Genomic DNA, 25994 nt, shown 5'->3' with positions numbered 1-25994 from the left:
TAAAAATCGTTATTTAATAACTTTCCAGTTGTTATTAACTGTTGCTTCTATCGTTTTATGTTCCAATATATAATTAGCGATAAGTTCAGACATATCTGTGGGTATATCTTTTACTACCGGTTTGTTTTGAAACATAAAGAAATTTCCCCCGCCACTTGCACGATAATTATTCATTACAACGTCATATTCTTCATTCATATTAAGAGGAGCACTGTTATGCTGTAAAGATTCTACTCTTTCACCAATTGGTTTTGAAATGTTTAATACGTATGAAATCCCTTCCCACATATCATAATTATAATGTTGTGGCTTTGGTTCTATGTAGGTAGGACTTACGGTGATGGATCCATCTGTTTTTAATGTGAAATAAGAAGCAGAGAGTTCAAGAGCATTTTTTATATCCGCTCCAGTTATTCTAATTACTTTTAATGTGTTTGGATAAATATAATTAGAAACGATGTCACGCATTGTTACATGTTCCGGGAAACCTGGAGATGTATTATGGAACAAACTTGTACAAGAAATTGATACATTAGCTATATCCATCTGTATTTTATTTATGAATTCGATAAAAGGATGATCATGCAAACGAGTTTGCATAGCATCTGAAATTTGCATATCCCCCTGAATGATTCCAATAGGTTGATCAAGCCACTTTTGTGTTTTCTCTTCGTAATCGGCTACCAATGAAAGTACATCTTGGTCAGCCTCAACTCCTTGTACAGATAATAATTCAGAAGAACTCTCTTTTTTAACCCATTTATGTTTTGTTTTTTCGAATGTTATTTTTACTTTTCCAACTGAGTTTCCATTACATCCGGTCTGTAAAATTGTTACACCGTTAGCCATTGTGTGAGCAATTTCCCGGTGTTGGTGACCTGTTAATAAAATATCTATGTCTTCAATTTCATGGCACATTGCATATCCTTGGTTTTCTCCTGTTAAAACTTCAGTCGGTACCCCGGTTTGTAAATCTCGTTCAACTCCCCCGTGATACGCTACGACTAGTAAATCTGGTTTCTCATGTTTGCGAATGTAAGAAACCCACTTTTTCGTTGTTTCTAATGCATCTTCAAATTGTAAGTCTTTAATGTGATGGGATTGTTCCCAATTGGTAATGTAGTGCGTTGTCACCCCTAAAATAGCGATTTTTATATTGGATTCAATCTGTTTGATTATATAAGGTTTTCCGAAATAAGGTTTCTTTATGTTTTTATCTAAAATGTTTGCTGATAGGTACGGGAAGTTCGCAGTAGTCACAGCGTTATTTAATATACCCATCCCGTAATTAAACTCATGATTGCCGATAATTGCAGCGTCATACTGTAAGTAATTCGCTAATAAGGACATTGGGTTTTTTTTGTTTTTTTCGTATGTAACATAATGATAAGTAAATGGTGTTCCTTGAATAAAGTCGCCATTATCAATTAAAAGAACGTTTGTATTTTGGGAACGTTCTTTTTTTATAAGAGTAGAAATTTTAGCTAAACCAAGTTCTGCTGGGGAGTTATCTTGGTAGTGAATAGGATAAACAGTGCCATGTATATCGCTTGTTAATAAGATGTTTAAAGTTACAGTTTGATTTTGTTCCAATATGACTCACCTTTTCTATTGTTATCTTCCAATTCATCATATCAAATATGTGAAGAGAATTTTAATGTGAGTGTATATAATGTGTAAAGATTCTGTAAATAATCAATTATTTGTAAAAATATGTGATATATTTCTTCATGTTTATGAAAGGTTATTTTATAACAATGAAAAATGGAGGCATTAATATGTTGAAAAAAGTTTTTGCAATGAGCACAACAGTTGTACTAGCAGCGGGATTATTAAGTGGCTGTGGAACGAAGGAATCAAGTGCAAGTAAAAATGAAGATACGAAAAAAGGGTATGTACCGAAGACTTTAAATGTTCAATTTGTTCCTTCTCAAAATGCAGATACGTTAGAGGCGAAGGCAAAACCGCTTGAGAAGCTATTAAGTGATAAGTTAAATATTCCAGTAAAAGTTAGTATTTCAACGAACTACAATACAATTGTAGAAGCGATGGCATCTAAACAAGTAGATGTAGGATTTTTACCGCCAACAGCGTACGTATTAGCACATGAAAAGAAGGCTGCAAATGTAATTTTACAAGCACAACGTTTTGGAGTAGAGGATGAAACAGGAGCTCCTACAAAAGATTTAGTAGATTATTATAAATCTGAGTTTGTTGTTAAAAAAGACTCTAATATAAATAGTGTAAAAGATTTAAAAGGTAAAAAGATTGGTTATCAAGACGTAACATCATCAGCAGGGTATGTATGGCCTGCAGCTGTTCTATTAAAAGAGGGAATTGATCCGTTAAAAGATGTGAAACCTGTTACATTAAAAGGTCACGATCAGTCGCTTATTGCTCTTTTAAATGGTGACGTAGATGCAGCTGTTGTATTCCAAGATGCTCGTAATATTGTAAAAAAAGATTATCCGAATATATTCGAGCAAACGAAAATAGTGAAATTTACGGAGAAAATTCCAAACGATACGATTTCGGTACGTTCTGATTTAGATGAAGAGTGGAGCAAGAAATTACAGGATGCTTTCATTGAAATTGGAAAAAATGAGGAAGGTCACAAAATCATTAAAGAAGTATATTCACATGAAGGATATGTTAAATCTGATGATAGTAAATTTGACATCGTTCGTGAATATGGGAAGAAAGTAAAAACGCAATAATACATATGGAAATGGCAGCTAGCTGAAAGGGAATGTTTTCAGTTAGTTTGCCGTTTTGAATACATAGAAGGTAGGTAAGATGTGTGATAGAATTTCGAAATGTCTCCAAAGTGTATCCAAATGGTACAAAAGGATTGAATAATATAAACTTGAAAATTCAAAAAGGTGAGTTTGTTATAATGGTAGGGCTGTCCGGAGCTGGAAAGTCTACACTTCTAAAATCGGTAAATCGTCTTCATGAGATTACAGAAGGCGAAATCATGATTGAATGTGAGTCTATTACTGCTGCAAAAGGAAAAGATTTACGACGTATGCGCCGGGATATTGGTATGATCTTTCAAAGTTTTAACCTTGTAAAGCGATCAACAGTATTGAAGAATGTATTAGCTGGCCGTGTTGGATATCATTCGACATTGTGTACAACGTTAGGTTTGTTTCCGAAAGAGGATGTGGAGCTCGCATTTCAAGCGTTAAAAAGAGTGAATATTTTAGAGTAACTACTCAGCTTCTTCAAATAAAAAAACAGGCCAAATACATGTTTCCGATTCGAAAACATGAAAAGAAAATACTCCAATCAGAGAAAGAATCTATGCCAAATAGAGAAATTCTCTTATGAAGTCGTGTTATTCCAAGGAACCGTTCTAGTTTCTATGACTTGGTTTATCGCTTGTAAGACCGATTGTTTTTGTTTTTTCATGGTACTCATAAAGCTTCGTATCTGACAAAAAGATTCTGCGCCTTTCTTACTTCGGAAAGTCCCAGACACTTTCTGTTTTACTTTCGTCATCCGAATATCCCGTTCTGCTTGATTGTTATCAAATGGAATGGCTGGATGTTCTAAAAACGCTAGAATTCTGTCAGAATACTTGACGAAGCGATTCCATAAATTTTGAGAAGGCGTCTGCTTTCCTTTCTTCTTTTGTTTCGTGGAAAGAATCTGTTGTTCTTTCAATATGGATTGATACATAATAAACAGATTCTTTTGCGTCGCTTTTGGCATGGTACCTTCGGATTGCTTTTTCATCGTCAACGCTTGCGTTAGAAATTTCTGCATCTGTTGTGCCCATTGTTCTCCAGTACTATCTATAATTCCTTGTAAATCTCGTAAGAGATGGGCATTACATAAAACGTGACGACAATCTGTATACGCATCATACGATTTCCAACCATCATGCATCGCAATTCCAGAAAAAGATGGCAAGATTTCTCCAGCATCCATTGCTTCTTTTCCACGTTTTTGATGAATATGTTGCAATGTCACCTCCGGTGTACTGGCAGTATGTAACCATTGTGTTTTGTTTTCTACACGCATACCAGTTTCATCAAAATGGACAACAGGAGACTGCAGAATCTTTTCCTTTACTTCTTTTATGAATGGCTGCAATTGAGAAGCGAAAGCCTGTGTATGATTTACCAGGGTTCCTTCGCTTATAGAATGTCCAAAACAATCCTGAAAGAATTCTTTTGTTCGCTTCAAAGAAATGCATTGATAATGCGTTAAATAGGGAATCAGTCTTTTTATATTTGGACCATATTGAACAGGACGAGATACTGTCGAAGGAAATTGGGCTTCTTGGATAGAATGGCAATGTGGGCATTCTTTCTGTTCTACTTTATGTTCTGTCACTTCGATCTGAATAGGTGGTAAGTCATACACTTGGCGAATGCGATACCCTTTTACAGGCTCGTGGTTCAAGGAAGTATGACAACAAGTACAATATGTAGGAGAATGTGTAATCGTATGATCTGGAGTCGCTGTCAAACCAAGAGTATGTCCCTTGTGGCCCAACTGGCCACCCGTTTGACGATGAGACGGTTTGCGCAAACTTTTTGTAACGGGCTTACCCAAACCATCTGTAGAAGGTGGCTTATGACTATTTTTGGAGTTTTTTTTTGAAGCATTTTCTAGTTCTTGTATACGTTTTTCTAACTTAGAAAATGTTTCTTCAAATAAAGAAATAACAGCTTCAGGTCCTTTTTTATATGTATCTCAAATAATTTTTCGATCGACCATAAGATTCACCTCCCCTGTTTGATATACTCAGTATTTACAAATGGGAGGCATATGAAACTAGTAAAATTTAAAAAAGACACCGAAAGGTGGCTGAGTAGTTACATTTTAGAAAAAGCATATGCACGTGCTGATGAATTATCAGGAGGACAACAACAACGTGTATCGATAGCTAGAGCATTGGCGCAAGAAGCAAAAATCATATTGGCAGATGAACCTGTTGCGTCGTTAGATCCGCTAACAACAAAGCAAGTATTAGATGATTTAAAGAAAATTAATGAAGATTTTGGAATTACAACAATTGTAAACTTACATTCTATTGCTTTAGCTAGGCAATATGCGACGCGTATTATTGGATTACATGCAGGCGAAATTGTTTTTGATGGTTTAGTAGAAGCAGCAACGGATGAAAAGTTTGCTGAAATTTATGGTGACGTAGCACAGAAAAGTGAATTGTTAGAGGTGGCAGCTAAATGAATGATGTGACGATATATTCGAAGTCGATACCGAAGCCGCCGAGTAAGTTAAAACATATGTTAACGTTTATTCTATTCATTTTACTGTTGTGGGGAAGTAGTATACAGGTCGACGCATCATTTTCAAAGCTAGTAGTTGGTTTTCCTAATATAATGGATTTGTTAAAAGAAATGGTGCCGCCAGATTGGAGTTATTTTCAAGTTATTACAACAGCAATGTTAGATACAATACGTATGGCGATTATTGGGACGACTTTAGGAGCGATTTTAGCTATTCCACTTGCACTGTTTGCGGCAAGTAATGTGTTTACTAGTACATTTTTATACAGTCCAGCTCGATTGATTTTAAATTTTATTCGAACGATACCAGATTTATTATTAGCGGCAATTTTCGTAGCTATTTTTGGAATAGGACCACTTCCGGGTATTTTAGCTCTTACTTTTTTCTCAATTGGGCTCGTGGCGAAATTGTTGTATGAATCAATTGAATCAATTGACCCTGGCCCACTAGAAGCGATGACAGCTGTAGGGGCTAATAAGGTGCAATGGATTGTTTATGGAGTCATTCCACAAGTAAAAGCACACTTTGTTTCCTATGTACTATATACATTTGAGGTGAATGTACGGGCAGCGGCTGTCCTAGGTTTAGTAGGAGCAGGTGGTATTGGACTATATTATGATCGTACACTTGGATTTTTACAATATCAACAAACTGCATCTATTATCATCTATACTCTTGTTGTTGTATTGGTAATTGATTATTGATTATGTAAGTACATTGTTGCGGGAGAAATTATAATGAGTAAAACGACGATAATCGTACCAAAACCGAAGAAACCGAGTGTGTATCGCTCGTTTATTTTTATAGCACTTACATTTGTTTATATATGGGCTTTTTCAGGAGTACCGCTAGAGGGAATAAAGGAAACGGCGGGAGAAATTACAAAAGCAATTATGACAGGGATATTGACTCCAGACTGGTCGTATGTATCTTTGCCAGATGGTGAAGATTTATTACATGGATTAATTGATACGTTGGCAATTGCGATATTAGGTACATTTATTTCTGCATTTTTATCTGTTCCGTTTGCTTTTTGGGCGGCAACGAATATGAGTAGTGGAAAATTAACTTCAGGATTTGGGAAATTTGTACTTAGTTTTGTTCGTACATTTCCTGAATTAGTTATGGCTCTTTTATTTATAAAAGCTGTTGGTCCAGGCTCTTTTGCAGGAGTATTAGCCTTAGGATTGCATTCTATTGGAATGTTAGGAAAACTATATTCAGAAGGAATTGAAAACATAGATAAAGGACCGACGGAAGCGTTACTAGCAACAGGAGCAAATCGTTTTCAAATACTTTGGTATGCGGTGTTACCGCAAGTGTTACCAGATTTTCTATCGTATACGTTATACAGATTTGAAATTAATGTACGATCCGCTGCGATTTTAGGAGTTATCGGAGCAGGAGGGATTGGTACACCTTTAATTTTTGCGCTGAGTTCACGGAATTGGTCTCGTGTTGGTATTATTTTATTAGGTATTATTTTAATGGTAATTATAATTGATTTGATTTCAAGCTCGATTCGGAAACGGATTGTTTAACTTATTTGAAAAGCATCGAAGTTAGATGCTTCTTTATGTTTTTAAAAACTTATTTAAAAAAGTAAGTATAGAAGAAATTTGTATAAATATACAGATAATTCCCTTTCTTTTTAAAATAAAAATAATGAAAAAGTATGTCATATTGAATGCCCATACATTCCCGGAAACATTGATTTTTTTATAAAAAATCAAAAAAATATCAACATATTTGTCGATACATGTTGTATAATCTTGCGTGGGAAGCTATCATATAAATGTATAAAACGTTTACTAATATAAGCGAAGGGAAGAATAGCATGTCACATTCAATCGAACAACTTTCTATCAACACGATTCGCACATTATCCATCGATGCGATTGAAAAAGCAAACTCTGGTCACCCAGGAATGCCAATGGGTGCAGCACCAATGGCTTATACATTATGGACTCAATTTATGAAACACAATCCAAATAACCCAACGTGGTTTAACCGTGATCGTTTCGTATTATCTGCAGGTCATGGTTCAATGTTATTATACAGCCTACTTCACCTATCTGGTTATGATGTAACAATGGATGACTTAAAGAACTTCCGTCAATGGGGAAGCAAAACTCCAGGACATCCTGAGTACGGTCATACAGCTGGTGTAGATGCAACGACTGGTCCACTTGGACAAGGTATTGCAACTGCTGTAGGTATGGCAATGGCTGAAAGACATTTAGCTGCTAAATATAACCGTGATGCGTATAATGTAGTAGATCATTATACATACGCTATTTGTGGTGATGGAGATTTAATGGAGGGCGTTTCTGCTGAAGCATCTTCATTAGCTGCTCATTTACAATTAGGTCGTCTTGTTGTGCTTTACGATTCAAACGATATTTCATTAGATGGCGATTTAAATCGTTCATTCTCTGAAAGTGTAGAAGATCGTTACAAAGCATACGGATGGCAAGTAATCCGTGTTGAGGATGGAAACGATATTGAAGCAATCGCGAAAGCAATTGAAGAAGCGAAAGCTGACGAAAAACGCCCAACGCTAATTGAAGTAAGAACGACAATTGGTTTCGGTTCTCCAAACAAATCAGGAAAATCAGCTTCACATGGTTCTCCACTTGGTGTAGAAGAAACAAAATTAACGAAAGAAGCATATGCTTGGACTGCTGAGCAAGACTTCCACGTAGCAGAAGAAGTATATGACAACTTCCGTAAAACAGTACAAGATGTTGGTGAAACTGCGCAAGCTGAGTGGAACACGATGCTAGGTGAATATGCACAAGCATACCCAGAATTAGCAAACGAATTCCAAGCAGCAATGAACGGTCAACTTCCAGAAGGTTGGGAGCAAAACTTACCAACTTATGAATTAGGATCAAAAGCAGCAACTCGTAATTCTTCTGGTGCTGTAATTAATGCAATTGCAGAGTCTGTACCATCATTCTTCGGTGGATCTGCTGACCTTGCTGGTTCTAACAAAACATACATGAATAACGAAAAAGACTTTACAAGAGATGATTACAGCGGTAAAAACATTTGGTACGGTGTACGTGAGTTCGCAATGGGTGCAGCAATGAACGGTATTGCACTACATGGTGGTTTAAAAACTTACGGTGGTACGTTCTTCGTATTCTCTGATTACTTACGTCCAGCAATTCGCCTTGCAGCATTAATGCAATTGCCAGTAACGTATGTATTTACACATGACAGTATCGCTGTTGGTGAAGATGGTCCAACACATGAACCAATCGAGCAATTAGCAGCGCTTCGTGCAATGCCAAACGTTTCTGTTATCCGTCCTGCTGATGGTAACGAATCTGTTGCAGCTTGGAGACTAGCTTTAGAATCTACAAACAAACCAACTGCTTTAGTATTAACTCGTCAAGACCTTCCAACATTAGAAGGTGCAAAAGATGATACGTATGAAAAAGTAGCAAAAGGTGCATATGTAGTTTCTGCAAGCAAGAAAGAAACGGCTGACGTAATCTTACTTGCAACTGGATCTGAAGTAAGCCTAGCTGTTGAAGCTCAAAAAGCATTAGCAGTAGACGGCGTTGACGCAGCTGTTGTCAGCATGCCATCTATGGATCGCTTCGAAGCTCAAACTGCAGAGTACAAAGAATCTGTATTACCAAAAGCAGTAACAAAACGTTTCGCAATCGAAATGGGTGCTACATTCGGATGGCACCGTTACGTAGGTCTTGAAGGAGATGTGTTAGGTATCGATACATTCGGTGCTTCTGCTCTTGGTGAGAAGATTATGGAAGAGTATGGATTTACTGTAGAGAACGTTGTTCGTAAAGTAAAAGAAATGCTTTAATGATTTCAGAAAAATCTCTCCGGCATGGAGAGGTTTTTCTATGTAAATGAGTTTTTTCGACAGAAAAAGTTTTTTATCTCTCCGCAGTCAGACAATCATTGCAAATTTTCTTATATATAATGAAGAGAAAAGGTTGTCCAGATTGGGAGTGGAAAAATGAAAACGTATGAATTGTATTTAATTCAAGAGGATATTGCGAAAGCTTATTTTGGTCGTGAATATTTGTTTTTTGATTTATTTGCTCGATTTTCAGAATCTGGGTCCCTTTCGGAGAAAAAAGTGTTATATAAGCAAATGATGTATATAACGATGCCATTGCAAGTAATGAAAATTCATCATAAATTAGAACAAGCTTTGCGCGTTCTTGGTAAATATGATAGAACACATCATACACATACAATTTATACGGGAGCGGAGTACGGCGAAATAATGGTGAAACCGCACTATATTCGTATGAATACCTCTGGAAATGTCTCTATGGAAACGACGTTTTTTGAGGTGTTAAGAAAGTGTGAATTAACATTTTTAGCTATGGATTATGAAAATACAAAGTACGGATGGCTGAATCCTCTAAAACAAGTACGAACATATGTGTAAAAAATGTCGAATTGTATCTTGTCTTATTGAAAAGGTTTTAGTACACTGTAAGGTAGACAACATGAAGGAGGAAAATATATGCCAATTTGGTTAGGTATTCTAGTGGGCGTAGTAGCACTAGTAGCAGGCGTGGCGTTAGGATTTTTCATTGCCCGCAAATACATGATGAATTACTTACAAAAAAATCCACCAATTAACGAACAAATGTTAAAAATGATGATGATGCAAATGGGACAAAAACCTTCCCAAAAGAAAATCAATCAAATGATGAGCGCAATGAACAAGCAACAAATGAAATAAGCGCTAAAAGACACTCGCTAAGAGTGTCTTTCTTTTTGTTAGTTATAGTTTTTAAAACTTTTAAAAATTCTGTATTTTTGGTAAACTGAAAACATCGCTCATTTTAAGGGAGGAGGAAAAAAATGAAAGTGTTTATGAATTTAGCGTGGTTTTTTAAACAAGAAAAACGAGCGTACATAACTGGAATTATTTTATTGTTTGGCGTTGCACTTTTAGAACTTGTAGCACCAAAAGTAATTGGAATCGTTGTAGATGAAATTAATGATGGAACATTGACGACCGATAAGTTACTAAAATGGGTTGTACTATTAGTAATTGTAGGTATTACGATGTACATATTACGTTACATATGGCGTATTATGATTTTCGGGTCTTCATTAAAATTAGCTCGCCAATTACGAAAAAATTTGTATGAACATTTTACAAAGATGAGTCCATCTTTCTATCAGTCAAATCGGACAGGTGATTTAATGGCACATGCGACCAATGATATTCAAGCGATCCAGCAAACTGCTGGAGCAGGTGTTTTGACGCTTGTTGACTCATTAGCTGTCGGAGGATGTGTACTCGTAGCGATGGGTTTTACAATTAGTTGGAAGTTAACATTATTAAGTTTAATTCCAATGCCGATTGTAGCTATTTCGACAAATTATTATGGAACTTTATTACATAAAAGGTTTCATAAAGCACAGCAATCGTTTTCGGAAATCAATGATAAAGTGCAAGAGAGTATGAGTGGAATGAAAGTGATTCGCTCGCTTGGACAAGAGAAAGAAGATTTACAGGCGTTTCGAAGAAAATCAGAAGATGTTGTACATAAAAATGTGTTAGTTGCACGTATTGATTCGTTATTTGATCCGACAATCTCTCTTATCGTTGGATTTTCTTTTTTAATCGCAGTATGTTACGGATCGGTATTAGTTGTAAGAGGTGAATTAACAGTAGGTGATCTCGTTACATTTACGACATATTTAGGTACCCTCGTTTGGCCAATGTTAGCGTTTGGATGGTTATTCAATATTATGGAGCGTGGGCGTGCTTCATATGACCGTGTAGAAAAAATTCTTTCACAAAAATCAGATGTAGTAAATAGCGAAAATGCTGTACATACAATAGCGAGCGGTAATGTTTCGTTTGCCGTTGATTCATTTTCGTATAAGAAAAATGAATTGTTACATTTAAACGATATTCACTTTGATTTGAAGAAGGGCGAAACGCTAGGAGTTGTAGGACGTACAGGCGCAGGGAAAACGACTTTATTAAAATGTTTAATCCGTGAGTATGATTATTTTAATGGTGAATTAAAAATTGGGGAGCGAGATATTCGAGATATAACACTTCATGGTGTCCGTTCTGCCATTTCATACGTGCCGCAAGATCATTTTTTATTTTCAGCAAGTATTGGCGAGAATATTGCCTTTGGAAAGGCGGATGCTACATATAATGAAATTACCCAAGCAGCAGAGATTGCTTGTATTCATAATGACATCCTCCAATTTTCAGAAGGATATGAAACAGTAGTAGGGGAAAGAGGTGTTTCGTTATCTGGTGGTCAAAAACAGCGAATCTCTATTGCTCGTGCTTTATTAACAAATGCTGAAATTTTAATTTTGGATGATTGTTTATCAGCGGTAGATGCAAAAACAGAAGAGACGATTTTAAGTGCCTTAAAGAGGGAGAGAGCAGGGAAAACGACGATTATTACTGCACACCGATTAAGTGCAATTCAGCATGCCAATCTTATTCTTGTTGTTGATGAAGGTAGAATTGTACAAAGAGGTACACATGAGGAATTAATGAAGGAAAACGGCTGGTATAAGGAAATGTATGAAAGCCAGCAATTAGAAGCTTTAGTCGAGAAAGGAGGCGTATGATGGTAGAGAAGAAGCGAAGTGATTTAAGTAGATTGCTTTCCTATATGAAGCCATATAAAGGGTTACTATCTTTAGCATTTATCTTTTTAGTTGGTGCGACAGTAACGGAAATGATGGGTCCTTTTTTAATTAAACAATTCCTCGATGAACACCTAGTACCGCGGGATTTTGAACGATCAGCGCTTGTTACTTTATTTGTAATTTACATAGTTGCTCATTTATTAAAAGTACTATTTACGTATTTAAATCTATTGTACTTTCAGAACATTGCTTTTAAGATTGTTCAAGATATGCGAGTTGAAGTATATGAACATGTTCAAAAGCTGTCATTAAGTTTCTTTGATCGTACGCCGATTGGTACACTTGTATCGCGTATAACAAATGATACGGAAGCGATTAAAGATTTTTATGTCAGTGTGTTATCAACATTTGTAAAAAATGTAGTCTTTTTAGTAGGTATTTTAGTAGCGATGTTTTTATTAGATGTAAAATTAGCGCTATTTTCTCTCGTATTAATTCCGATAATGTTTGCGATTATGGTATTATATCGCCGGAAAAGTGCAGCTTTTTATTTAGAAGTACGTAATCAACTAAGCGTGTTAAATGCAAAGTTGAACGAGTCCATACAAGGAATGAATATTGTTCAAGTGTTCAGACAAGAAAAACGTATGAGAAAAGAGTTTGAAGAAGTGAATAATAAACATTATAGTGCAGGGCGACGTACTTTGAAGTTAGACGCATTACTTTTACGACCAGCTACGGATTTAGTACATATTGTAGCTATTGCGTTAGTACTAGGTTTATTTGGGATTGATGCTTTAAAGAGCCCTGTTGAAGTAGGAGTTTTATATGCTTTTGTTAACTATATACATCGTTTCTTCCAACCTGTAAATGAGATGATGATGAAATTGTCCTTCTTCCAACAGGCACTTGTTTCGTCATCACGTGTATTTCATTTAATGGACGAGAAAGATTTAGCACCGGTTCAAAAAGGTAATGAGAATCCTCAAATCGTGGATGGAGATATTGAATTTAAAAATGTTACTTTTTCATATGATGGAAAGCGTGACGTTTTAAAAAATGTATCATTTCACGTGAAACAAGGGCAAACGGTTGCTTTTGTTGGGCATACTGGTAGCGGAAAAAGTACGATTATGAATTTGTTAATGCGATTTTATAATATTAAGTCAGGAAATATTGTAATAGACGGTGTAGATTTAGAAAAATTTGAAGAACGAGAAATTAGAAAGAAAATAGGACTCGTATTGCAAGATGCATTTTTATTTGCTGGAAATGTAAAGCAAAATATTCGTATGTATAATGAAGAGATTACGGATGAAGAAGTAAAAGAAGCTGCTCGATTTGTGCAAGCGAATACGTTTATTGAAAAGTTACCAAAACAGTATGAAACAGAAGTAGTAGAAAGAGGTGCAGCATTTTCAAGCGGTCAACGACAATTAATTGCTTTTGCTAGAACGATAGCAACGAATCCGAAAGTATTAGTATTAGATGAAGCAACAGCTAATATCGATACAGAAACAGAAGAGGCTATTCAAACAGCGTTGCAACAAATGCGAAAAGGTAGAACGACGATAGCCATTGCGCATAGGTTATCTACAATTCAAGATGCGGATCAAATTTTTGTGATGCATGATGGAGAGATAGTAGAGAGAGGGACACATCAAGAATTATTAAGTGAGCAAGGTTTGTATTATAATATGTATTTGCTACAAAATAAAGTGAGTTTGCAAAAGGCCTTGTAATACAAGGTCTTTTTTATTTTGTATACAAAATATGTTTACTCTTTGTTTCTATAGCATAAATGTCGTGTCCTCTTATGAAACTTGTACATATTGTATGTATACGAAGTAAAAAAATGATAGGAGATTTTATATGCAAAACAGATCAAGTTCAAATGTTACGTTTATTGATGTGTCTCATTGGGAAGGGAATATTGATTGGAATGCAGTGAAGGCATCTGGAATTCCAGCAGCGTATGCAAAAGCGACAGAAGGTGTAAACTACATTGATCCTACTTTTACTAAGAATGTACAAGCAGCACGAAATGCGAATGTATTAATTGGTGCATACCATTTTGCGCGCCCAGAACAAAATGATGCAATTTCAGAGGCAAAATATTTTGTGAGTATATTACAAAATAACCAGACAGACTTAATGCCAGTTCTGGATTTAGAATCACCAACAGATCCGAGTAACAGTAATTTAACTGGTAACGCTATATCGAATTGGGCAAGAAGCTTCATAAATTATGTGAAACAGGCTACTGGAAAAGATGTAATGTTATATACAGGAGTTTGGTATATTAATGAGTTCGGAATTAGCGGATTAAGTGATATACCGCTTTGGATTGCTAAATACTCGAGTACACCGCCTGCTGATGCTGGTGGATGGACAACGTGGACAGCGTGGCAGTACACAGATTCCGGACAAATTTCAGGCGTAGGAAATTGTGATGTATCAGCTGCAGTTTCATTAGAAGCTTTAAAAGGGAATGGAGCAAGTGGTGGAGGTAATGTTTCCCCGCCTAATAATGCAACTCCAGTGTACGGGGTTGCTATAATTAATGGAGATAATGTGAATTTGAGAAGTGGACCATCTTTGCAGTCTAGTGTAATTCGCCAATTGAATCGTGGCGAAACATATGAAGTTTGGGGAGAACAAGATGGATGGCTTTGTTTAGGGACAAATCAGTGGGTATATAATGATCCGAGTTATATTCAGTATAAACATTATGTGGCGACTATTACTGGTGATAATGTAAATTTGCGTGATGCTCCATCATTAAATGGAAATGTTATAAGACAGTTACATCATGGTGAATCGTATCGAGTATGGAGTAAGCAAGATGGATGGCTTTGCTTAGGGACAAATCAATGGATATACTATGATCCAAGTTATATTCAGTATGGTGTACAATAGAGTGAAAATAAAAGGTGCCCCGTCAGAGGTGCCTTTTATTAAAAATATACAACTTTTACAAAGTCTATATCGAAACCATAGTATACTATAATAGATATATTTATAAAAAATAATCGAAAATGAAATAAAGGGGTAAAAATATGAATTATGTGCTAATAGGTGCGGTTTTAATATTATTAGCTGTAGTATTTGTGCTGTTTTATAAAAATAAACAGTTAGAATCAGAGAGTCAGCAAGTAGAATTTGAAAAGAAACAAGCGATTGAAACGTATAAAAATGAAATTGCAGCTACGGTGATAGAGCATAAAGAACAACAAAATAATTTAAAAAATATGGAACAGAAAAAATACAATGATTTACAAGTAAGTGCAAATAGAGAAATTGAAAATATGCGTATGATGAAAAATCAATTAGCTGTGCAGCATAGTAAAGAACGTAGTGAAATGCAAAATAAACATAATAACGAAATACATATGTTTCAAAAACTAATTGCAAATCTACGAGAATATACTAAAAACGGCGCTGAAATGAATACGTACGAAACATTACATTATATGAAACGAGGATTCATAGAGCAAGGCACCATATTAGATGCTGAAATTCAAATCATGCCGAATGTTTTTATTAAAAATAATAGTGAAATAAACGATAATCGAATCCATCATCTCATCTTGTGCAAAACTGGTATTTATCTACTTGAGACGAAAGAATGGGAAGAGAAATTAATTCATGGTTTAACGAAAGAAAATGCTGGTATATATTCATTTATGATTGATGAAATGGGTAAGTATCAACAAGAAGTTGAAAAAGAAGAGACATTTGAATATATAGTAGGTAAAGATTCGTCAACTATACAAGTGAAAAATGAAGGGAATCCAGTATATAGGGCGAAGAAACTATCTCAAATTTTATACAGTGGTTTGAAAGAAATGCAGGCTAATAGTATAAAAGAAAAAGTAAAACCAGTTGTATATTTTTATAATAAAAATGGAAAAGAAATAGTAGACCTTTCTAGTGAGGAAACACCTAGATTAAAAGATCGGGAGCAAATTGTAACGTTCTTTAGAAATGAAATATTAGCAGGGGAAGTAGTATATACAGTGCAAGAATTAGAACAGATTCAAGAAATGATTAGCCGGATGAATTATATAGTGAGTTAAAAGGGGAGATCTTTCTGAACGCTATGCTACGTGGCATTTTGTATGTCTTTTTTTGTTTATATATAGTAATGTACATTGTATTTATATTCGTCATTGATATGGTCCATATACCCTTAAGTGTAAGCAGCATTTTTGTAGTATTCATACCATTTGTTTTATTAGTCATGATTCAAAGGGCTATTTTATATGTTTCTAAAAATCGTAATGAAGAAAAGAAGCAAATGTTGGGGGGGGGTAATAGTAGCACTCATACCATTAATAGTGTGCACTGTACAACTAAGTGTAAATGAATATACATCAAAGTTTAATCAAAATAGATGGTTAAATCATGCAGATAAGCGGGTACATATGGTAGATGATCTATTACAAAAATATAAATTAAAAGGGAAATCAAATGAAGAAATTACACAATTGTTAGGAGCCCCAACGGAAACGAGAAGTGGGGGAGAAGGAGTTATCACTTTGTATTATCTTGGGACTGAACGTGGCTTTATCCCAATAGATAGCGAACAGCTTATTTTACAATTTGATAGAGATGGTAAAGTCATGGAATATACGGTGCATAAAGATTAAAGAAACGTGGAGGGAAGCTATATGTTATAGCTTCTTTTTTATTTTTCAATATGTCAAGGAAGGGGGAGAAGGTTTTTGAGTGGAATAAGGAATGAAAGCGGGGGTGATGCATATATATAGATGCATTGGGCGATTATTCGCCCGATTGGTGAGGGTTAATAATCAATAAGTACGGACAAAAACCCCACTGATGAAAGTTTCACTTTATCATATTGTATAAATGAAAAGGAGGTAAGACGGTGAAAGCAATCCCGACTGATGTCCTGAGTAAAGAATTGATGGAAAGAGAAGGAGTTATATCTATTACAGTAAAGGAATTTGAAAAAATAGAAGTAGCTGGAGTAGTAGTAGCTGGTCCAGCGGTTATTTTGATTAATCAAGATTAAGTACATATCATTGAAATAAAAAGCATCCATCTAGGATGCTTTTTATTTGTATGTAAGGATAAATATGATGGATAATTGTGTTATTGGAGGGAAAGTCTGTGGCAATTATTATAACAATGTTAGTAATGGGTATTTTATTAGGATTTGTTGGAGCTGGAGGAGCTGGGTTTATTATCGCGATACTCACTTTAGTATTTCATATTCCTATTCATGTTGCTCTTGCAACATCTTTAACTGCAATGGCGTTTACGACATTATCAGGTGTTGTCAGTCATTACCGTGAAGGTAATGTAGCACTTATTATAGGCGGGATTGTTGGGGGATTTGGCGCAATTGGCTCTTATATTGGTTCTAAATTTGGTTCATTTATACCAGCACATCTTCTTCATTGGTTTACAGCTGGGATGTTATTTTTATCGGCAATTTTTATGTTTATTAAATTAATTATGTTCCAAAACAAAGAACAGTCATCTTTATATAAGCATAAAGAGTTTTCCATGAACTACTTGTTGAAATGTATATGCCTTGGATTAGTTACTGGAATGATGGCTGGTTCATTTGGGATTGGTTCTGCACCGTTTATTCAGCTTGGATTAATGGTTCTATTGGGATTAACGATTCAGCAATCTGTAGGGACAACAATGCTTGTTATATTACCGATTGCAATTGGAGGCGGTCTAGGATATAGTTCGGAAGGATATTTAGATTATATATTGTTATTGCAAGTATTAATTGGGACCATGTTAGGGGCATATATTGGCGCGAAGTTTACAAATTATGCACCGCGAATGCTTTTGAGGTTTTCGATGATTATGACACCGGTTTTAGCTGGATGTATGCTATTGATAGAGTAAGGTGAAATTATAATAAGTAGGGGGTTACTGCTTACAAATAGCGGGATAAAATTAATATAGCAAACTATTAATATATTTTACGAATGAATTATGTAGGTAATTCATATTTCCCATATAAAAGGATTTGTTTTAATATTATGAGTGTAAAGTTCGAGTATTCGAAGTACTACTTGAATTATATCCCTATCCCTTTTCTAAAAATGCGAACAAGTTTTGCCCTATTCTATTCAATAGTTAATTGCATAGAAATATATTGTTCGATGACCATTATGGAACGTACATAATGGGAAAATCCCGATCCTTAAAGAGGATGCCCCTAATCTTCATGTGAAAATATGATCGGATAAGAAAGCTGACCAATTTATGGTCGGCTTTCTTTTTGTTCAAAAACAATTTTTTCTTTAATTTCTGTTTGTAATAATACAGTTTTTCCGAAGCGACGTTTGCATTCCGCACGCACTTTTTCAATGGCTAGTAGCTGAGTAGTCGCGGGAACTGTGACAATAGCTTGGCGAGCCTTTCGATTTTCTTCACAAAAGACACATTCCACAACATAATTAGAAATCATATTTTCATCCTTCCAGTTTTAATTTCTAAAAAAGGATTGTCTATGAAGTTGATGTAATTTTTCGTCATTGTTTTATTATTTTCCTCTTTTTTTCAAGGGGAAAATAAAAAAGAGGGCGAATTTTAGTAGGGGAGGGATGTTTATGGAGAGATGGATAGGTAGTGCAGCGGTATGTGTAAATGAAAGAAATGAAGTTTTAATGGTACTGCAGGGCAAAGAGGGAGAAGAAAAAAGATGGTCTGTCCCAAGTGGAGGACTTGAAAAGGGAGAGACAATAGAAGAATGTTGTATCAGGGAAGTTTGGGAAGAAACAGGTTACAATGTGGAAGTGGTAAATAAAATATATGAAAAAGAGGGTATTACATACGGTGTTCCAGTGTATGTCCATTATTATTTTGTTAAACAAATAGGCGGTAATATGAAAATCCAAGATCCTGATGAGTTAATACATGAAATTGCTTGGAAAGGGATACATGAAGTTGAACAATTGTGTTTAGCTTTTCCAGAGGATTATGAATTGCTGTGCCAATATATAGATAAAGAAGCAAGTATGTAAATACTTGCTTCTTTCAGAGTGTTGGGAAACCCTTTAGGGTTCCCAACACTCTGGAATCTTTTTTGATTTTAGCGAATAAAAACAACATAAAATAATAGAATTTTAAAAAATAGCCCTCCACCTGACCCTTTTTGGTCAGGTGGAGGGCTATTTTTTTCATGTTTTGACAAGCTGCGGTGAGATAAGCTTGCATTTGGACAGACTTCAGCCCTCGAAACCGGGCATAGCGGTAGCCATGTAGTTCTTTGGCGTCTGCAAAGCTTCGCTCTATAGTGGAACAGCGTACTTTATACAACCTTTTCCCTGTAGCTGTTAGCTTGTTTTTTCTAGCAATATCCTTATATTTCTCCCACACATGATGAGTGATAACTTTTTGTTTTTGTTTCTTTGAAAAGCACACCTCACGTAACGGACAAACAGCGCAGTCTTCTGGATTCGATTTGTATTGACGGTATCCTTCACGATCAGTTGTTACATATTCTAGAATACATCCCATCGGACAAGCGAAAACATTCATTTCTTCTACATATTTAAATTGGCTTTTCGGTACTTCTTTATTCCGTTTTCCAAATCGGCGATACCCCATCACCATAAATATATTCCGTTCTGATAGTTTCTTACAGATATATCCTGTAAAATAGCCAGCATCAAGGGCAACAGCTTCTACTTTGAAGTCGAATTTATCAATCTGAGCTTGGAGGCGTGCTAAATACGGCTCGGAATCTGCCATATTTCCAGCCGTTACATAGGTATCTGTAATAATATTGTACTTCGCATCAGTCGTACGATGATCCAAGAAATGAAAACCATTTGGTTTTCCATCTCTCATTAAAAATCCACTATCTGGATCCGTTGTACTTATACGAGTTTTTTTGGTAGGGGTATCACTTTCCTTTCTAGGTTTTAATTCTTTTTTCCATGTACCTCACGATCTTCGATTACCGCAGCTTCTAGCTCGTCTATATAAAACTTTGCTTTTTCTTTTTTATATTTATGTACAAATTTATTTTTATTGGCATTGGCCTTAATATGTGTAGAATCTGTCATCAGTGCACGTCCTCCTACCATCCGGTGCTCCGTCGCTTGTCTCACAATCTCATCAAAAATTTCTTCGAAAATATTTGTATGAATAAAACGAGTACGACGATTCCAACTGATTGTAGAGTGATCCGGAATAGTATCCGATAGAGAAAACCCTAAAAACCAACGGTAGGCAATATTCGTTTTAATTTCCTTTTCCAATTGACGCTCAGAACGAATACCGTAAAAATATCCAATAAACATCATCTTAAATAAAACAATAGGATGAATGGACGGGCGTCCATTGTTTTCACAGTAATAAGGGCGTAACTTCTCTTCAATAAAATCAAAACTAATTGTCGCTTCAATTGCACGAAGGAAATGATCTTGTGGAACCAACTCTTCTACAGAAACAGATACACGCTCATCACGATGATTTTTTAAAGCACCCATCATAAAAAATCTCTCCTTTTCCTCTTTTTTATCAGTGTTGACACATAAAAAGAGGTTCAGACACAAAAACAGGCTGTGGAGAAGACTTTCTCCACAGCCTGAAAGAAGCAAGTATGTAAATACTTGCTTCTTTAATGTATCCAAGACAAGAAAAGCGGAACGATCACTAAACTAGCGCCTGCTGTTAAAAGCATGGATAAACTTGCAATTGTTCCTTCCACAGGACCGATTTCGAATGCTTTTGATGTACCGGTTCCATTTGCGCTCGTTCCTAACATAATACCTTTTGCGATTGCTGTTTTAATACGGCAAATACGTATGAGAGAAGGACCGAGCAATGCTCCTGTTAAGGCAGTTAAAACGACAAATACAGCAGTTAATTGTGACATACCACCAATCATTTCTGAAATAGCCATTGCGATTGGTGTTGTTACGATATGTGGCGCTAAACTATGTTCTAGTGATGAATCAATTTGAAAATAATTTGCTAGTAGTGCTGAAGTAATGACTGATAAAAACGAACCGACAATGACATTAAGTAAGATAGCCATTCCATGTTTCTTTAATAAATCAAAATATTTATAGATTGGCCATGCAAAAGCAACTGTTGCGGGCTTTAATAATTCAGTTAACCAGTGACCACCAGATTCATATGTTTCATAAGGTGTATCTAATCCGAGCAATAAAGCAATTAAAATAATGGGACAGACGAGAAGAGGAGAAAGTAGACTCCAATTCCAACGTTGATACATTTTTTTTGATATCCAATATGTGAATAGTGTTAATAGTAAACAAAGAAATCCGATCATTGCGTTGATCCTTTCCGCTTTAGTAGCAATTCTGTTAAAAGTCCTGTAACTAAGGTAACGCAAAGAGTGCTAATCATAATAATTAAAATGAGATCGATTCCATATTGTGTTAGTGTATCTCTGTAACGTATGACAGCGACTGCAGAAGGGATGAAAAATAAAATAAGTTCTTTTAATAAAAAATCTGCTCCGTCCTGTATCCATTCTTTTTTAACTAGGTTAAATTTTAACGAAATTAATAATAAAAAAATACCGATTATACTTCCTGGAACTGGGAGGTGTGCCTGTTTGGCAATCCATTCACCTGTCCAAGCGAAACAAAATAGTAATAAAATTTGTCCGCTTAACTTCCACCATTTCATACAGTAACCACCTCTTTCTTTTTTTACATAAAAATTGTAAAAAAGAATTAACAATTTCTACTATACGTTCATTCAAAATATTTGTCTAATATATAAATTATATGTTATTAATATATTAGACATATTAATCGAAAGTGAAAAGGGTGTCCAAAAATGGAATTACGGCATTTGCAATATTTTGTTGTTGTGGCAGAAGAGTTACACTTTGGACGGGCAGCTGCTCGTTTACAAATGACACAACCACCACTTAGTCAACAAATACAGCAATTAGAAAAAGAAATGGGAGTTACATTATTTTCAAGAACGAAAAGAAAGGTTGAACTAACAGAAGCAGGAGAAATGTTTTTAAAAGAAGTAAAAAAAGCGTTTGAACAAATTGAAAAAGCAGTAGAAGTTGCACAAAGTGCGCAAAGGGGAGAAGTAGGATCACTTTCAATTGGTTTTGTAGGTGCGGCGATATATGATATTTTACCATCAATTGTTAGGGAATATAGAAAGAAATTTCCGAGAGTGTCTGTTGCATTACATGAATTGTCAACACCAGATCAAGTTCATGCACTTCATGATAACCGTATTGATATTGGCTTTTTACGTCCACCAATTCCAACACAATTATTAGAATTAGAGCCAATTCAAAGGTTATCTTGTACCTTATGTTTACCAAAGGCACATCCACTTGCAGAGAAAGATGAAATACATATAGAAGATTTACGAGATGAGCCGTTTGTATTTATTACGAGACCAGTATGGCCAGCTTTGTATGATACAATTTTATCTCTTTGCAGAGAAGTTGGATTTAGTCCACGTATTGTACAAGAAGCAACAGAGTATCAAACAGTTATGGGGCTTGTAGCGGCAGGGATTGGAATTACAGTAATACCCGTATCGGCAAATAAGTTATATAAAACAGAAGTTGTATATAAAGAATTATATGATTCTAATTTTGTGGCAGAAATGTCAGTGGCTTACAAAAAAATGAATAGTAATCCAGAGCTGCTAGAGTTTTTAAAAATTGCAAGAGAGAAGAAAAGAATAGAAGTAGAGGATGAGCAATAGTAGTAACAGAATATGGATTTAATTCAAATCCATAAAAGTACACCTTATTAAACAATAAAGCGGAAATGCAACTTAAGTTGCATTTCCGCTTTATTGTTCTTTTTTTAGCTCGATACTGAATAGATAAACGTGTTCATTTTCTTTTAAGAGTAGATCAATACCTGTTTCTTCATCAATGGTAGGAACGCTTACAGTTTCTTTACTTGTTTGGATTACAGCAGCTAAAATTGTTTTTTGATTGTATTTTAAATTTTTTATAGATTGGATTGTAGTAGTTGCGGAGCTATTTACGCTTGGTGGTGCTTCTTCATGAACAAGCGTTGAAGCACCTTCAATATTCATATACCACTGCCTTTTTTCTTGTATATCTTTATCGAATTGGAAATGTGGTGGTAAAAAAGAAAGCTTTACTTTCTTTTTTGAAAAATGTGAGGTAGCTATATTAGCAATTTCTTTTGTTTTTTTACCATTGTTATAATAATCAATTGTAGCATTTATTTCATCTTTATCATTTTTAAGCGTAACGTTATAAAACATGCTATTTCCTTCTTGAAAAGGAGTCATTTGTAAAATAGAAGCTTGCTCTTTTGTTAATTTGTATGGCTCAACAATGGCAACTTCATTGTTTTTTATTTGGCTACAACTTGTGAGTAATAATAAAAACAAGATTGATAGTAATTTTATACGCATGCAATCTCCTCCTTTTTACAATTATATTCTAAATGTGATTTTTTATCATTTCGTTTTCTAGGACTAAAGACTTAGAAGAAATTCCGATTGTAGTGCGATGTTTAAAATGTAATATTTTTATACACTAGTAGTATAGAATGCGTATGTAATAAGGTAGGGGAAGAATTTTATGTCTTTATGTCGGTTAGCGAGAAAAAATATAAGAACATTTGCTACCAAAAGGATGAAGCAATTTATGTGGATTGCTATGAGTATTATGATTTTGTTTTTTATGATATCGTTACAATTTAATGAAGGAGCTATTTTGAAAGTAGGGGATGCATTTGTATTTCAAATGTATTTTTACACACTGTTTATTGTACTAATTTTCATATGTATTTTTACTACATATAAAATGATGTACTCCCTTTTGCTAGTGAGGAGAGAGGAGTTTACATCTTATGTAGCAGAAAATATAAAAAGAAAAGAAGTACTATGTTTATTATGTCAGGAGCAATTATTCATTTATGGAGCAGCGTTTGTTTTTGGATTAGTTAATGGGATGTTATTTTTAAAATTATTTACGATTATTTTTATAAGAATAGCAGGAATACAAGGGATAAATAGTGCACCGATTACAATATATGCAATAGTAGTAGTGAGTATAATTATGATTGTTATCCTTCTATTATCGATGGTGCAATGTTTTCGATTTGTTCAAAGTTTACAAGATAAAAATTCGTTGCATTTCAAGAAAAAGGCATGAGAAATCATGCCTTTTTCCATTTTACACATAAAAATAATCATGTTACAGTGAAAAGACCTGACAAAGAATGGGAAGGAAAGGTTGTATAGAATGACAAATGAACAATCAATTGTAAAAGTCGATCGGTTAACGAAGCGAATCGGATCAAAGACACTTGTACAAAATATTAGTTTTGAAGTGAAAAAAGGCGAGGTTGTCGGTTTACTCGGACCAAACGGTGCTGGAAAAACGACTTTAATGAGAATGATGGTTGGTATGATCCGTATGACAGAAGGTGAAGTATGGATTGATGGTCAATCTGTGAAACAGCAATTCGAAAAAACAGCTGCGAAAATTGGAGCGGTAATTGAGACACCTGAATTTTATCCTTTTTTGAGCGGCTATGAAAATTTAACATATTTCGGACGAATGAATGGTAATGTGACCGAAGAACGTATCGATGAAGTAGTGAAATTGTTAGGGATGGGACAAGTAATTGATCGCAAAGTAAAAGCGTATTCACTCGGCATGAGACAACGTTTAGGAATCGCTCAGGCACTTATTCACGATCCAGACGTGTTGATACTAGATGAACCGACAAATGGATTAGACCCTAGTGGAATACATGAAATGAGAATGTACATAAAAAAAATTGCACATGAACAAGGAAAAGCTGTACTTGTATCAAGTCACTTACTTTCAGAAGTTGAATTAATGTGTGACAGAGTTATCATTATTCAGCACGGGGAATATGTGGCTACGCAAAATATTCAGCATAGCCAAAGCGAAGAGATGGAGACGATCCGTATACGTGTAGATGATGCGAATAAAGCAGCAGAAATATTAGGGCATGATGTTTTAGTAAAAGATAATGAATTACTTATTAATGTAAAAGATGAAGAAATCCCAAATGTTATTCGTACATTGCTTGAGAAAAATATTCAAGTGTATCGTGTATATGAAGAAAGAAAAACGTTAGAAGAGCAATTTTTAGAATTAACAGGGGGAAAAGATATTGTTTAATTTAGTATATAACGAACTGTATAAAATATTTAAGCGGAAGCGAACGATTATTCCATTTGCAGTTATTGCAGTATTAATAATCGGATTAGGATGGGTTACGGTAAAGTATTTTGAACCGGAAACAAAAGGATGGAAAGTAGATTATACAGAACGAACTGTAGAAATTGAGAAAAAGCTTGGCATGAAAAAAGAAGCTATTTTAGCAGAAAAATCAGGGGATGAGCTTGTAAAAGAATACCAGCTTAAGATGAAGCATTTAGATACGGATACAGCACCGGCAAGCAGTTCTCCACTTTCTTTCATGAGAGATACAGGTTTTATCGTATTTCCAATTTTGCTCCCATTTATCCTCGTGTATGCAAGTACAATTTTTGCGAATGAATATAGCTGGGGAACATATAAATTTTTAACGATACGACCAGCGAGTCGCTTTAAAATTTTAACAGCAAAATTTTTAGCAATCGTTATATTTGCAGCTTTATTATTTATATTTAATATGATCTTCTCCGCTTTATGTGGACTTGTTATTTATAAATTCCAACAGCCTGCATGGAGTGAGTTTATTTTCCAAGATGGAAATATAATAAAACAAAACATTTTTGTAGAAGCAAGTAAATATTATGTTTTATCGTGGTTACCAACGGTTGTGTACGCATCGTTTGCATTTATGATTTCTGTGTTAACGAGATCTAGTGGAGGTGCAATTGGTATTTCACTATTCCTTGCTTTATCAGGCAATATTGCGTTATTAGCAGCCACTAGATATAACTGGGCGAAATATTTATTGCCAGCAAACACAGATTTATATAGTATTTCAAAGAACGGAAGTTTTATTGATGGAGTAACATTCCCGTTTGCATCATGTATGTTGCTACTTTATTTGTTCGTATTTTTATGTATTTCATATACTGTGTTTTTAAAACGTGATTTAACTTAATAAGAAAAG

24 protein-coding genes and 3 pseudogenes are annotated in these 25994 nt (G+C 35.0%); 20 read left to right on the top strand and 7 right to left on the bottom strand.

The annotated features are described in order from the left end of the window. Positions 1 to 9: 9 nt before the first annotated feature. Positions 10 to 1593, bottom strand: a complete 1584-nt coding sequence (locus AC3WVZ_RS16950) for a bifunctional metallophosphatase/5'-nucleotidase (RefSeq protein ID WP_233935181.1) — start codon at positions 1591 to 1593, stop codon at positions 10 to 12. A 185-nt stretch (positions 1594 to 1778) separates the two neighbouring features. On the opposite strand from AC3WVZ_RS16950, the gene AC3WVZ_RS16945 reads away from it, so the two are divergent. After that, positions 1779 to 2717 (top strand): phosphate/phosphite/phosphonate ABC transporter substrate-binding protein, encoded by a 939-nt coding sequence (locus tag AC3WVZ_RS16945; RefSeq protein ID WP_000915065.1) that lies wholly within the window; start codon positions 1779 to 1781, stop codon positions 2715 to 2717. Positions 2718 to 2800: 83 nt separating this feature from the next. Continuing rightward, a pseudogene (locus AC3WVZ_RS16940) lies at positions 2801 to 3211 on the top strand (ATP-binding cassette domain-containing protein); the annotation flags it as partial. A gap of 116 nt (positions 3212 to 3327) precedes the next feature. Here AC3WVZ_RS16940 and tnpC read toward each other — a convergent pair. Beyond that, the gene (gene tnpC, locus AC3WVZ_RS16935) at positions 3328 to 4677 is read right to left on the bottom strand and encodes an IS66 family transposase (protein WP_345743022.1); all 1350 of its coding nucleotides are present in this window, start codon (positions 4675 to 4677) and stop codon (positions 3328 to 3330) included. A gap of 105 nt (positions 4678 to 4782) precedes the next feature. On the opposite strand from tnpC, the gene AC3WVZ_RS16930 reads away from it, so the two are divergent. The 13 genes and pseudogenes from AC3WVZ_RS16930 (at position 4783) to AC3WVZ_RS16870 (ending at position 17787) form a co-directional block, all read left to right on the top strand. Further along, positions 4783 to 5205 (top strand): ATP-binding cassette domain-containing protein, encoded by a 423-nt coding sequence (locus AC3WVZ_RS16930; protein WP_425594291.1) that lies wholly within the window; start codon positions 4783 to 4785, stop codon positions 5203 to 5205. Beyond that, positions 5202 to 5969: a phosphonate ABC transporter, permease protein PhnE gene (gene phnE / locus AC3WVZ_RS16925; RefSeq protein ID WP_425594290.1), complete on the top strand. Its 768-nt coding sequence runs from the start codon at positions 5202 to 5204 to the stop codon at positions 5967 to 5969. Before AC3WVZ_RS16930 ends, phnE (AC3WVZ_RS16925) begins: the two co-directional genes overlap by 4 nt. Before the next feature lie 33 nt (positions 5970 to 6002). Further along, positions 6003 to 6806 carry a phosphonate ABC transporter, permease protein PhnE gene (gene phnE, locus AC3WVZ_RS16920; protein ID WP_000047897.1) on the top strand — a complete coding sequence of 268 codons (804 nt, stop codon included), beginning with the start codon at positions 6003 to 6005 and terminating at the stop codon, positions 6804 to 6806. A 296-nt stretch (positions 6807 to 7102) separates the two neighbouring features. Then, positions 7103 to 9103, top strand: coding sequence for a transketolase (gene tkt / locus AC3WVZ_RS16915; protein ID WP_233935179.1), 2001 nt, complete (start codon positions 7103 to 7105; stop codon positions 9101 to 9103). Between the two features lie 156 nt (positions 9104 to 9259). Further along, complete coding sequence (sirA, locus tag AC3WVZ_RS16910; protein WP_000860636.1) at positions 9260 to 9700, top strand: sporulation inhibitor of replication protein SirA; 441 nt, start codon at positions 9260 to 9262, stop codon at positions 9698 to 9700. A 78-nt stretch (positions 9701 to 9778) separates the two neighbouring features. Beyond that, entirely contained in the window at positions 9779 to 10000 is a 222-nt protein-coding gene (locus tag AC3WVZ_RS16905) for a YneF family protein (protein WP_001123317.1), read from the top strand. A gap of 122 nt (positions 10001 to 10122) precedes the next feature. Further along, positions 10123 to 11874, top strand: coding sequence for an ABC transporter ATP-binding protein (locus AC3WVZ_RS16900; protein ID WP_233935178.1), 1752 nt, complete (start codon positions 10123 to 10125; stop codon positions 11872 to 11874). Further along, positions 11874 to 13637, top strand: a complete 1764-nt coding sequence (locus AC3WVZ_RS16895; RefSeq protein WP_000229520.1) for an ABC transporter ATP-binding protein — start codon at positions 11874 to 11876, stop codon at positions 13635 to 13637. Before AC3WVZ_RS16900 ends, AC3WVZ_RS16895 begins: the two co-directional genes overlap by 1 nt. A 130-nt stretch (positions 13638 to 13767) precedes the next feature. Next, positions 13768 to 14814, top strand: a complete 1047-nt coding sequence (locus AC3WVZ_RS16890) for a GH25 family lysozyme (RefSeq protein ID WP_001181398.1) — start codon at positions 13768 to 13770, stop codon at positions 14812 to 14814. A 140-nt stretch (positions 14815 to 14954) separates the two neighbouring features. Further along, the gene (locus tag AC3WVZ_RS16885; RefSeq protein ID WP_001110280.1) at positions 14955 to 15974 is read left to right on the top strand and encodes an NERD domain-containing protein; all 1020 of its coding nucleotides are present in this window, start codon (positions 14955 to 14957) and stop codon (positions 15972 to 15974) included. Positions 15975 to 15997: 23 nt separating this feature from the next. Beyond that, positions 15998 to 16547: pseudogene (locus tag AC3WVZ_RS16880) on the top strand (hypothetical protein). Between the two features lie 239 nt (positions 16548 to 16786). Beyond that, the gene (locus tag AC3WVZ_RS16875; protein WP_000644411.1) at positions 16787 to 16933 is read left to right on the top strand and encodes a BC1881 family protein; all 147 of its coding nucleotides are present in this window, start codon (positions 16787 to 16789) and stop codon (positions 16931 to 16933) included. 98 nt (positions 16934 to 17031) lie between these two features. Further along, positions 17032 to 17787 carry a sulfite exporter TauE/SafE family protein gene (locus AC3WVZ_RS16870; protein WP_233935177.1) on the top strand — a complete coding sequence of 252 codons (756 nt, stop codon included), beginning with the start codon at positions 17032 to 17034 and terminating at the stop codon, positions 17785 to 17787. A 361-nt stretch (positions 17788 to 18148) separates the two neighbouring features. On the opposite strand, the gene AC3WVZ_RS16865 is transcribed toward AC3WVZ_RS16870, so the two are convergent. Beyond that, positions 18149 to 18355 (bottom strand): DUF3903 domain-containing protein, encoded by a 207-nt coding sequence (locus AC3WVZ_RS16865; protein WP_000625222.1) that lies wholly within the window; start codon positions 18353 to 18355, stop codon positions 18149 to 18151. Between the two features lie 142 nt (positions 18356 to 18497). On the opposite strand from AC3WVZ_RS16865, the gene AC3WVZ_RS16860 reads away from it, so the two are divergent. Beyond that, positions 18498 to 18911 (top strand): NUDIX hydrolase, encoded by a 414-nt coding sequence (locus AC3WVZ_RS16860; RefSeq protein ID WP_000442980.1) that lies wholly within the window; start codon positions 18498 to 18500, stop codon positions 18909 to 18911. 106 nt (positions 18912 to 19017) lie between these two features. On the opposite strand, the pseudogene AC3WVZ_RS16855 reads toward AC3WVZ_RS16860, so the two are convergent. From AC3WVZ_RS16855 to AC3WVZ_RS16845, 3 genes and pseudogenes are all read right to left on the bottom strand, one after another. Continuing rightward, positions 19018 to 20387, bottom strand: a pseudogene (locus AC3WVZ_RS16855) (IS1182-like element ISBth7 family transposase); the annotation flags it as partial. Between the two features lie 128 nt (positions 20388 to 20515). Further along, positions 20516 to 21193 (bottom strand): LrgB family protein, encoded by a 678-nt coding sequence (locus tag AC3WVZ_RS16850; protein ID WP_000578954.1) that lies wholly within the window; start codon positions 21191 to 21193, stop codon positions 20516 to 20518. Continuing rightward, complete coding sequence (locus AC3WVZ_RS16845; protein WP_000872365.1) at positions 21190 to 21555, bottom strand: CidA/LrgA family holin-like protein; 366 nt, start codon at positions 21553 to 21555, stop codon at positions 21190 to 21192. The genes AC3WVZ_RS16850 and AC3WVZ_RS16845 overlap by 4 nt, the downstream gene beginning before the upstream one ends. A 153-nt stretch (positions 21556 to 21708) precedes the next feature. Between AC3WVZ_RS16845 and alsR the strand changes: the two genes are divergently transcribed. Beyond that, entirely contained in the window at positions 21709 to 22611 is a 903-nt protein-coding gene (gene alsR, locus AC3WVZ_RS16840) for an acetoin biosynthesis transcriptional regulator AlsR (protein ID WP_000423235.1), read from the top strand. A 90-nt stretch (positions 22612 to 22701) separates the two neighbouring features. On the opposite strand, the gene AC3WVZ_RS16835 is transcribed toward alsR, so the two are convergent. After that, positions 22702 to 23301, bottom strand: a complete 600-nt coding sequence (locus AC3WVZ_RS16835) for a YgaN family protein (RefSeq protein WP_025687645.1) — start codon at positions 23299 to 23301, stop codon at positions 22702 to 22704. Between the two features lie 169 nt (positions 23302 to 23470). Between AC3WVZ_RS16835 and AC3WVZ_RS16830 the strand changes: the two genes are divergently transcribed. From AC3WVZ_RS16830 to AC3WVZ_RS16820, 3 genes are all read left to right on the top strand, one after another. Next, a complete protein-coding gene (locus AC3WVZ_RS16830) occupies positions 23471 to 24046 on the top strand; it encodes an ABC transporter permease (RefSeq protein ID WP_000050617.1) in 576 nt (191 codons plus the stop codon). A 90-nt stretch (positions 24047 to 24136) separates the two neighbouring features. After that, entirely contained in the window at positions 24137 to 25048 is a 912-nt protein-coding gene (locus AC3WVZ_RS16825; RefSeq protein WP_000180622.1) for an ABC transporter ATP-binding protein, read from the top strand. Next, entirely contained in the window at positions 25041 to 25985 is a 945-nt protein-coding gene (locus AC3WVZ_RS16820) for an ABC transporter permease (protein ID WP_000482759.1), read from the top strand. Before AC3WVZ_RS16825 ends, AC3WVZ_RS16820 begins: the two co-directional genes overlap by 8 nt. The last annotated feature ends 9 nt before the right edge of the window (positions 25986 to 25994 follow it).

This window comes from Bacillus sp. CPT56D-587-MTF (genome assembly GCF_058792335.1).
Note: the sequence above shows the minus strand (reverse complement) of the source record. Positions and strands in the feature narration are given on the sequence as shown.

Excerpts from the sequence above, each read along its gene's own strand:
- AC3WVZ_RS16945 (WP_000915065.1), top strand. The coding sequence starts at position 1,779 with ATGTTGAAAAAAGTTTTTGCAATGAGCACAACAGTTGTACTAGCAGCG.
- AC3WVZ_RS16930 (WP_425594291.1), top strand. The coding sequence starts at position 4,783 with ATGAAACTAGTAAAATTTAAAAAAGACACCGAAAGGTGGCTGAGTAGT.
- phnE (WP_425594290.1), top strand. The coding sequence starts at position 5,202 with ATGAATGATGTGACGATATATTCGAAGTCGATACCGAAGCCGCCGAGT.
- phnE (WP_000047897.1), top strand. The coding sequence starts at position 6,003 with ATGAGTAAAACGACGATAATCGTACCAAAACCGAAGAAACCGAGTGTG.
- tkt (WP_233935179.1), top strand. The coding sequence starts at position 7,103 with ATGTCACATTCAATCGAACAACTTTCTATCAACACGATTCGCACATTA.
- sirA (WP_000860636.1), top strand. The coding sequence starts at position 9,260 with ATGAAAACGTATGAATTGTATTTAATTCAAGAGGATATTGCGAAAGCT.
- AC3WVZ_RS16905 (WP_001123317.1), top strand. The coding sequence starts at position 9,779 with ATGCCAATTTGGTTAGGTATTCTAGTGGGCGTAGTAGCACTAGTAGCA.
- AC3WVZ_RS16900 (WP_233935178.1), top strand. The coding sequence starts at position 10,123 with ATGAAAGTGTTTATGAATTTAGCGTGGTTTTTTAAACAAGAAAAACGA.
- AC3WVZ_RS16895 (WP_000229520.1), top strand. The coding sequence starts at position 11,874 with ATGGTAGAGAAGAAGCGAAGTGATTTAAGTAGATTGCTTTCCTATATG.
- AC3WVZ_RS16890 (WP_001181398.1), top strand. The coding sequence starts at position 13,768 with ATGCAAAACAGATCAAGTTCAAATGTTACGTTTATTGATGTGTCTCAT.
- AC3WVZ_RS16885 (WP_001110280.1), top strand. The coding sequence starts at position 14,955 with ATGAATTATGTGCTAATAGGTGCGGTTTTAATATTATTAGCTGTAGTA.
- AC3WVZ_RS16865 (WP_000625222.1), bottom strand. The coding sequence starts at position 18,355 with ATGATTTCTAATTATGTTGTGGAATGTGTCTTTTGTGAAGAAAATCGA.
- AC3WVZ_RS16860 (WP_000442980.1), top strand. The coding sequence starts at position 18,498 with ATGGAGAGATGGATAGGTAGTGCAGCGGTATGTGTAAATGAAAGAAAT.
- AC3WVZ_RS16850 (WP_000578954.1), bottom strand. The coding sequence starts at position 21,193 with ATGATCGGATTTCTTTGTTTACTATTAACACTATTCACATATTGGATA.
- AC3WVZ_RS16845 (WP_000872365.1), bottom strand. The coding sequence starts at position 21,555 with ATGAAATGGTGGAAGTTAAGCGGACAAATTTTATTACTATTTTGTTTC.
- alsR (WP_000423235.1), top strand. The coding sequence starts at position 21,709 with ATGGAATTACGGCATTTGCAATATTTTGTTGTTGTGGCAGAAGAGTTA.
- AC3WVZ_RS16835 (WP_025687645.1), bottom strand. The coding sequence starts at position 23,301 with ATGCGTATAAAATTACTATCAATCTTGTTTTTATTATTACTCACAAGT.
- AC3WVZ_RS16830 (WP_000050617.1), top strand. The coding sequence starts at position 23,471 with ATGTCTTTATGTCGGTTAGCGAGAAAAAATATAAGAACATTTGCTACC.
- AC3WVZ_RS16825 (WP_000180622.1), top strand. The coding sequence starts at position 24,137 with ATGACAAATGAACAATCAATTGTAAAAGTCGATCGGTTAACGAAGCGA.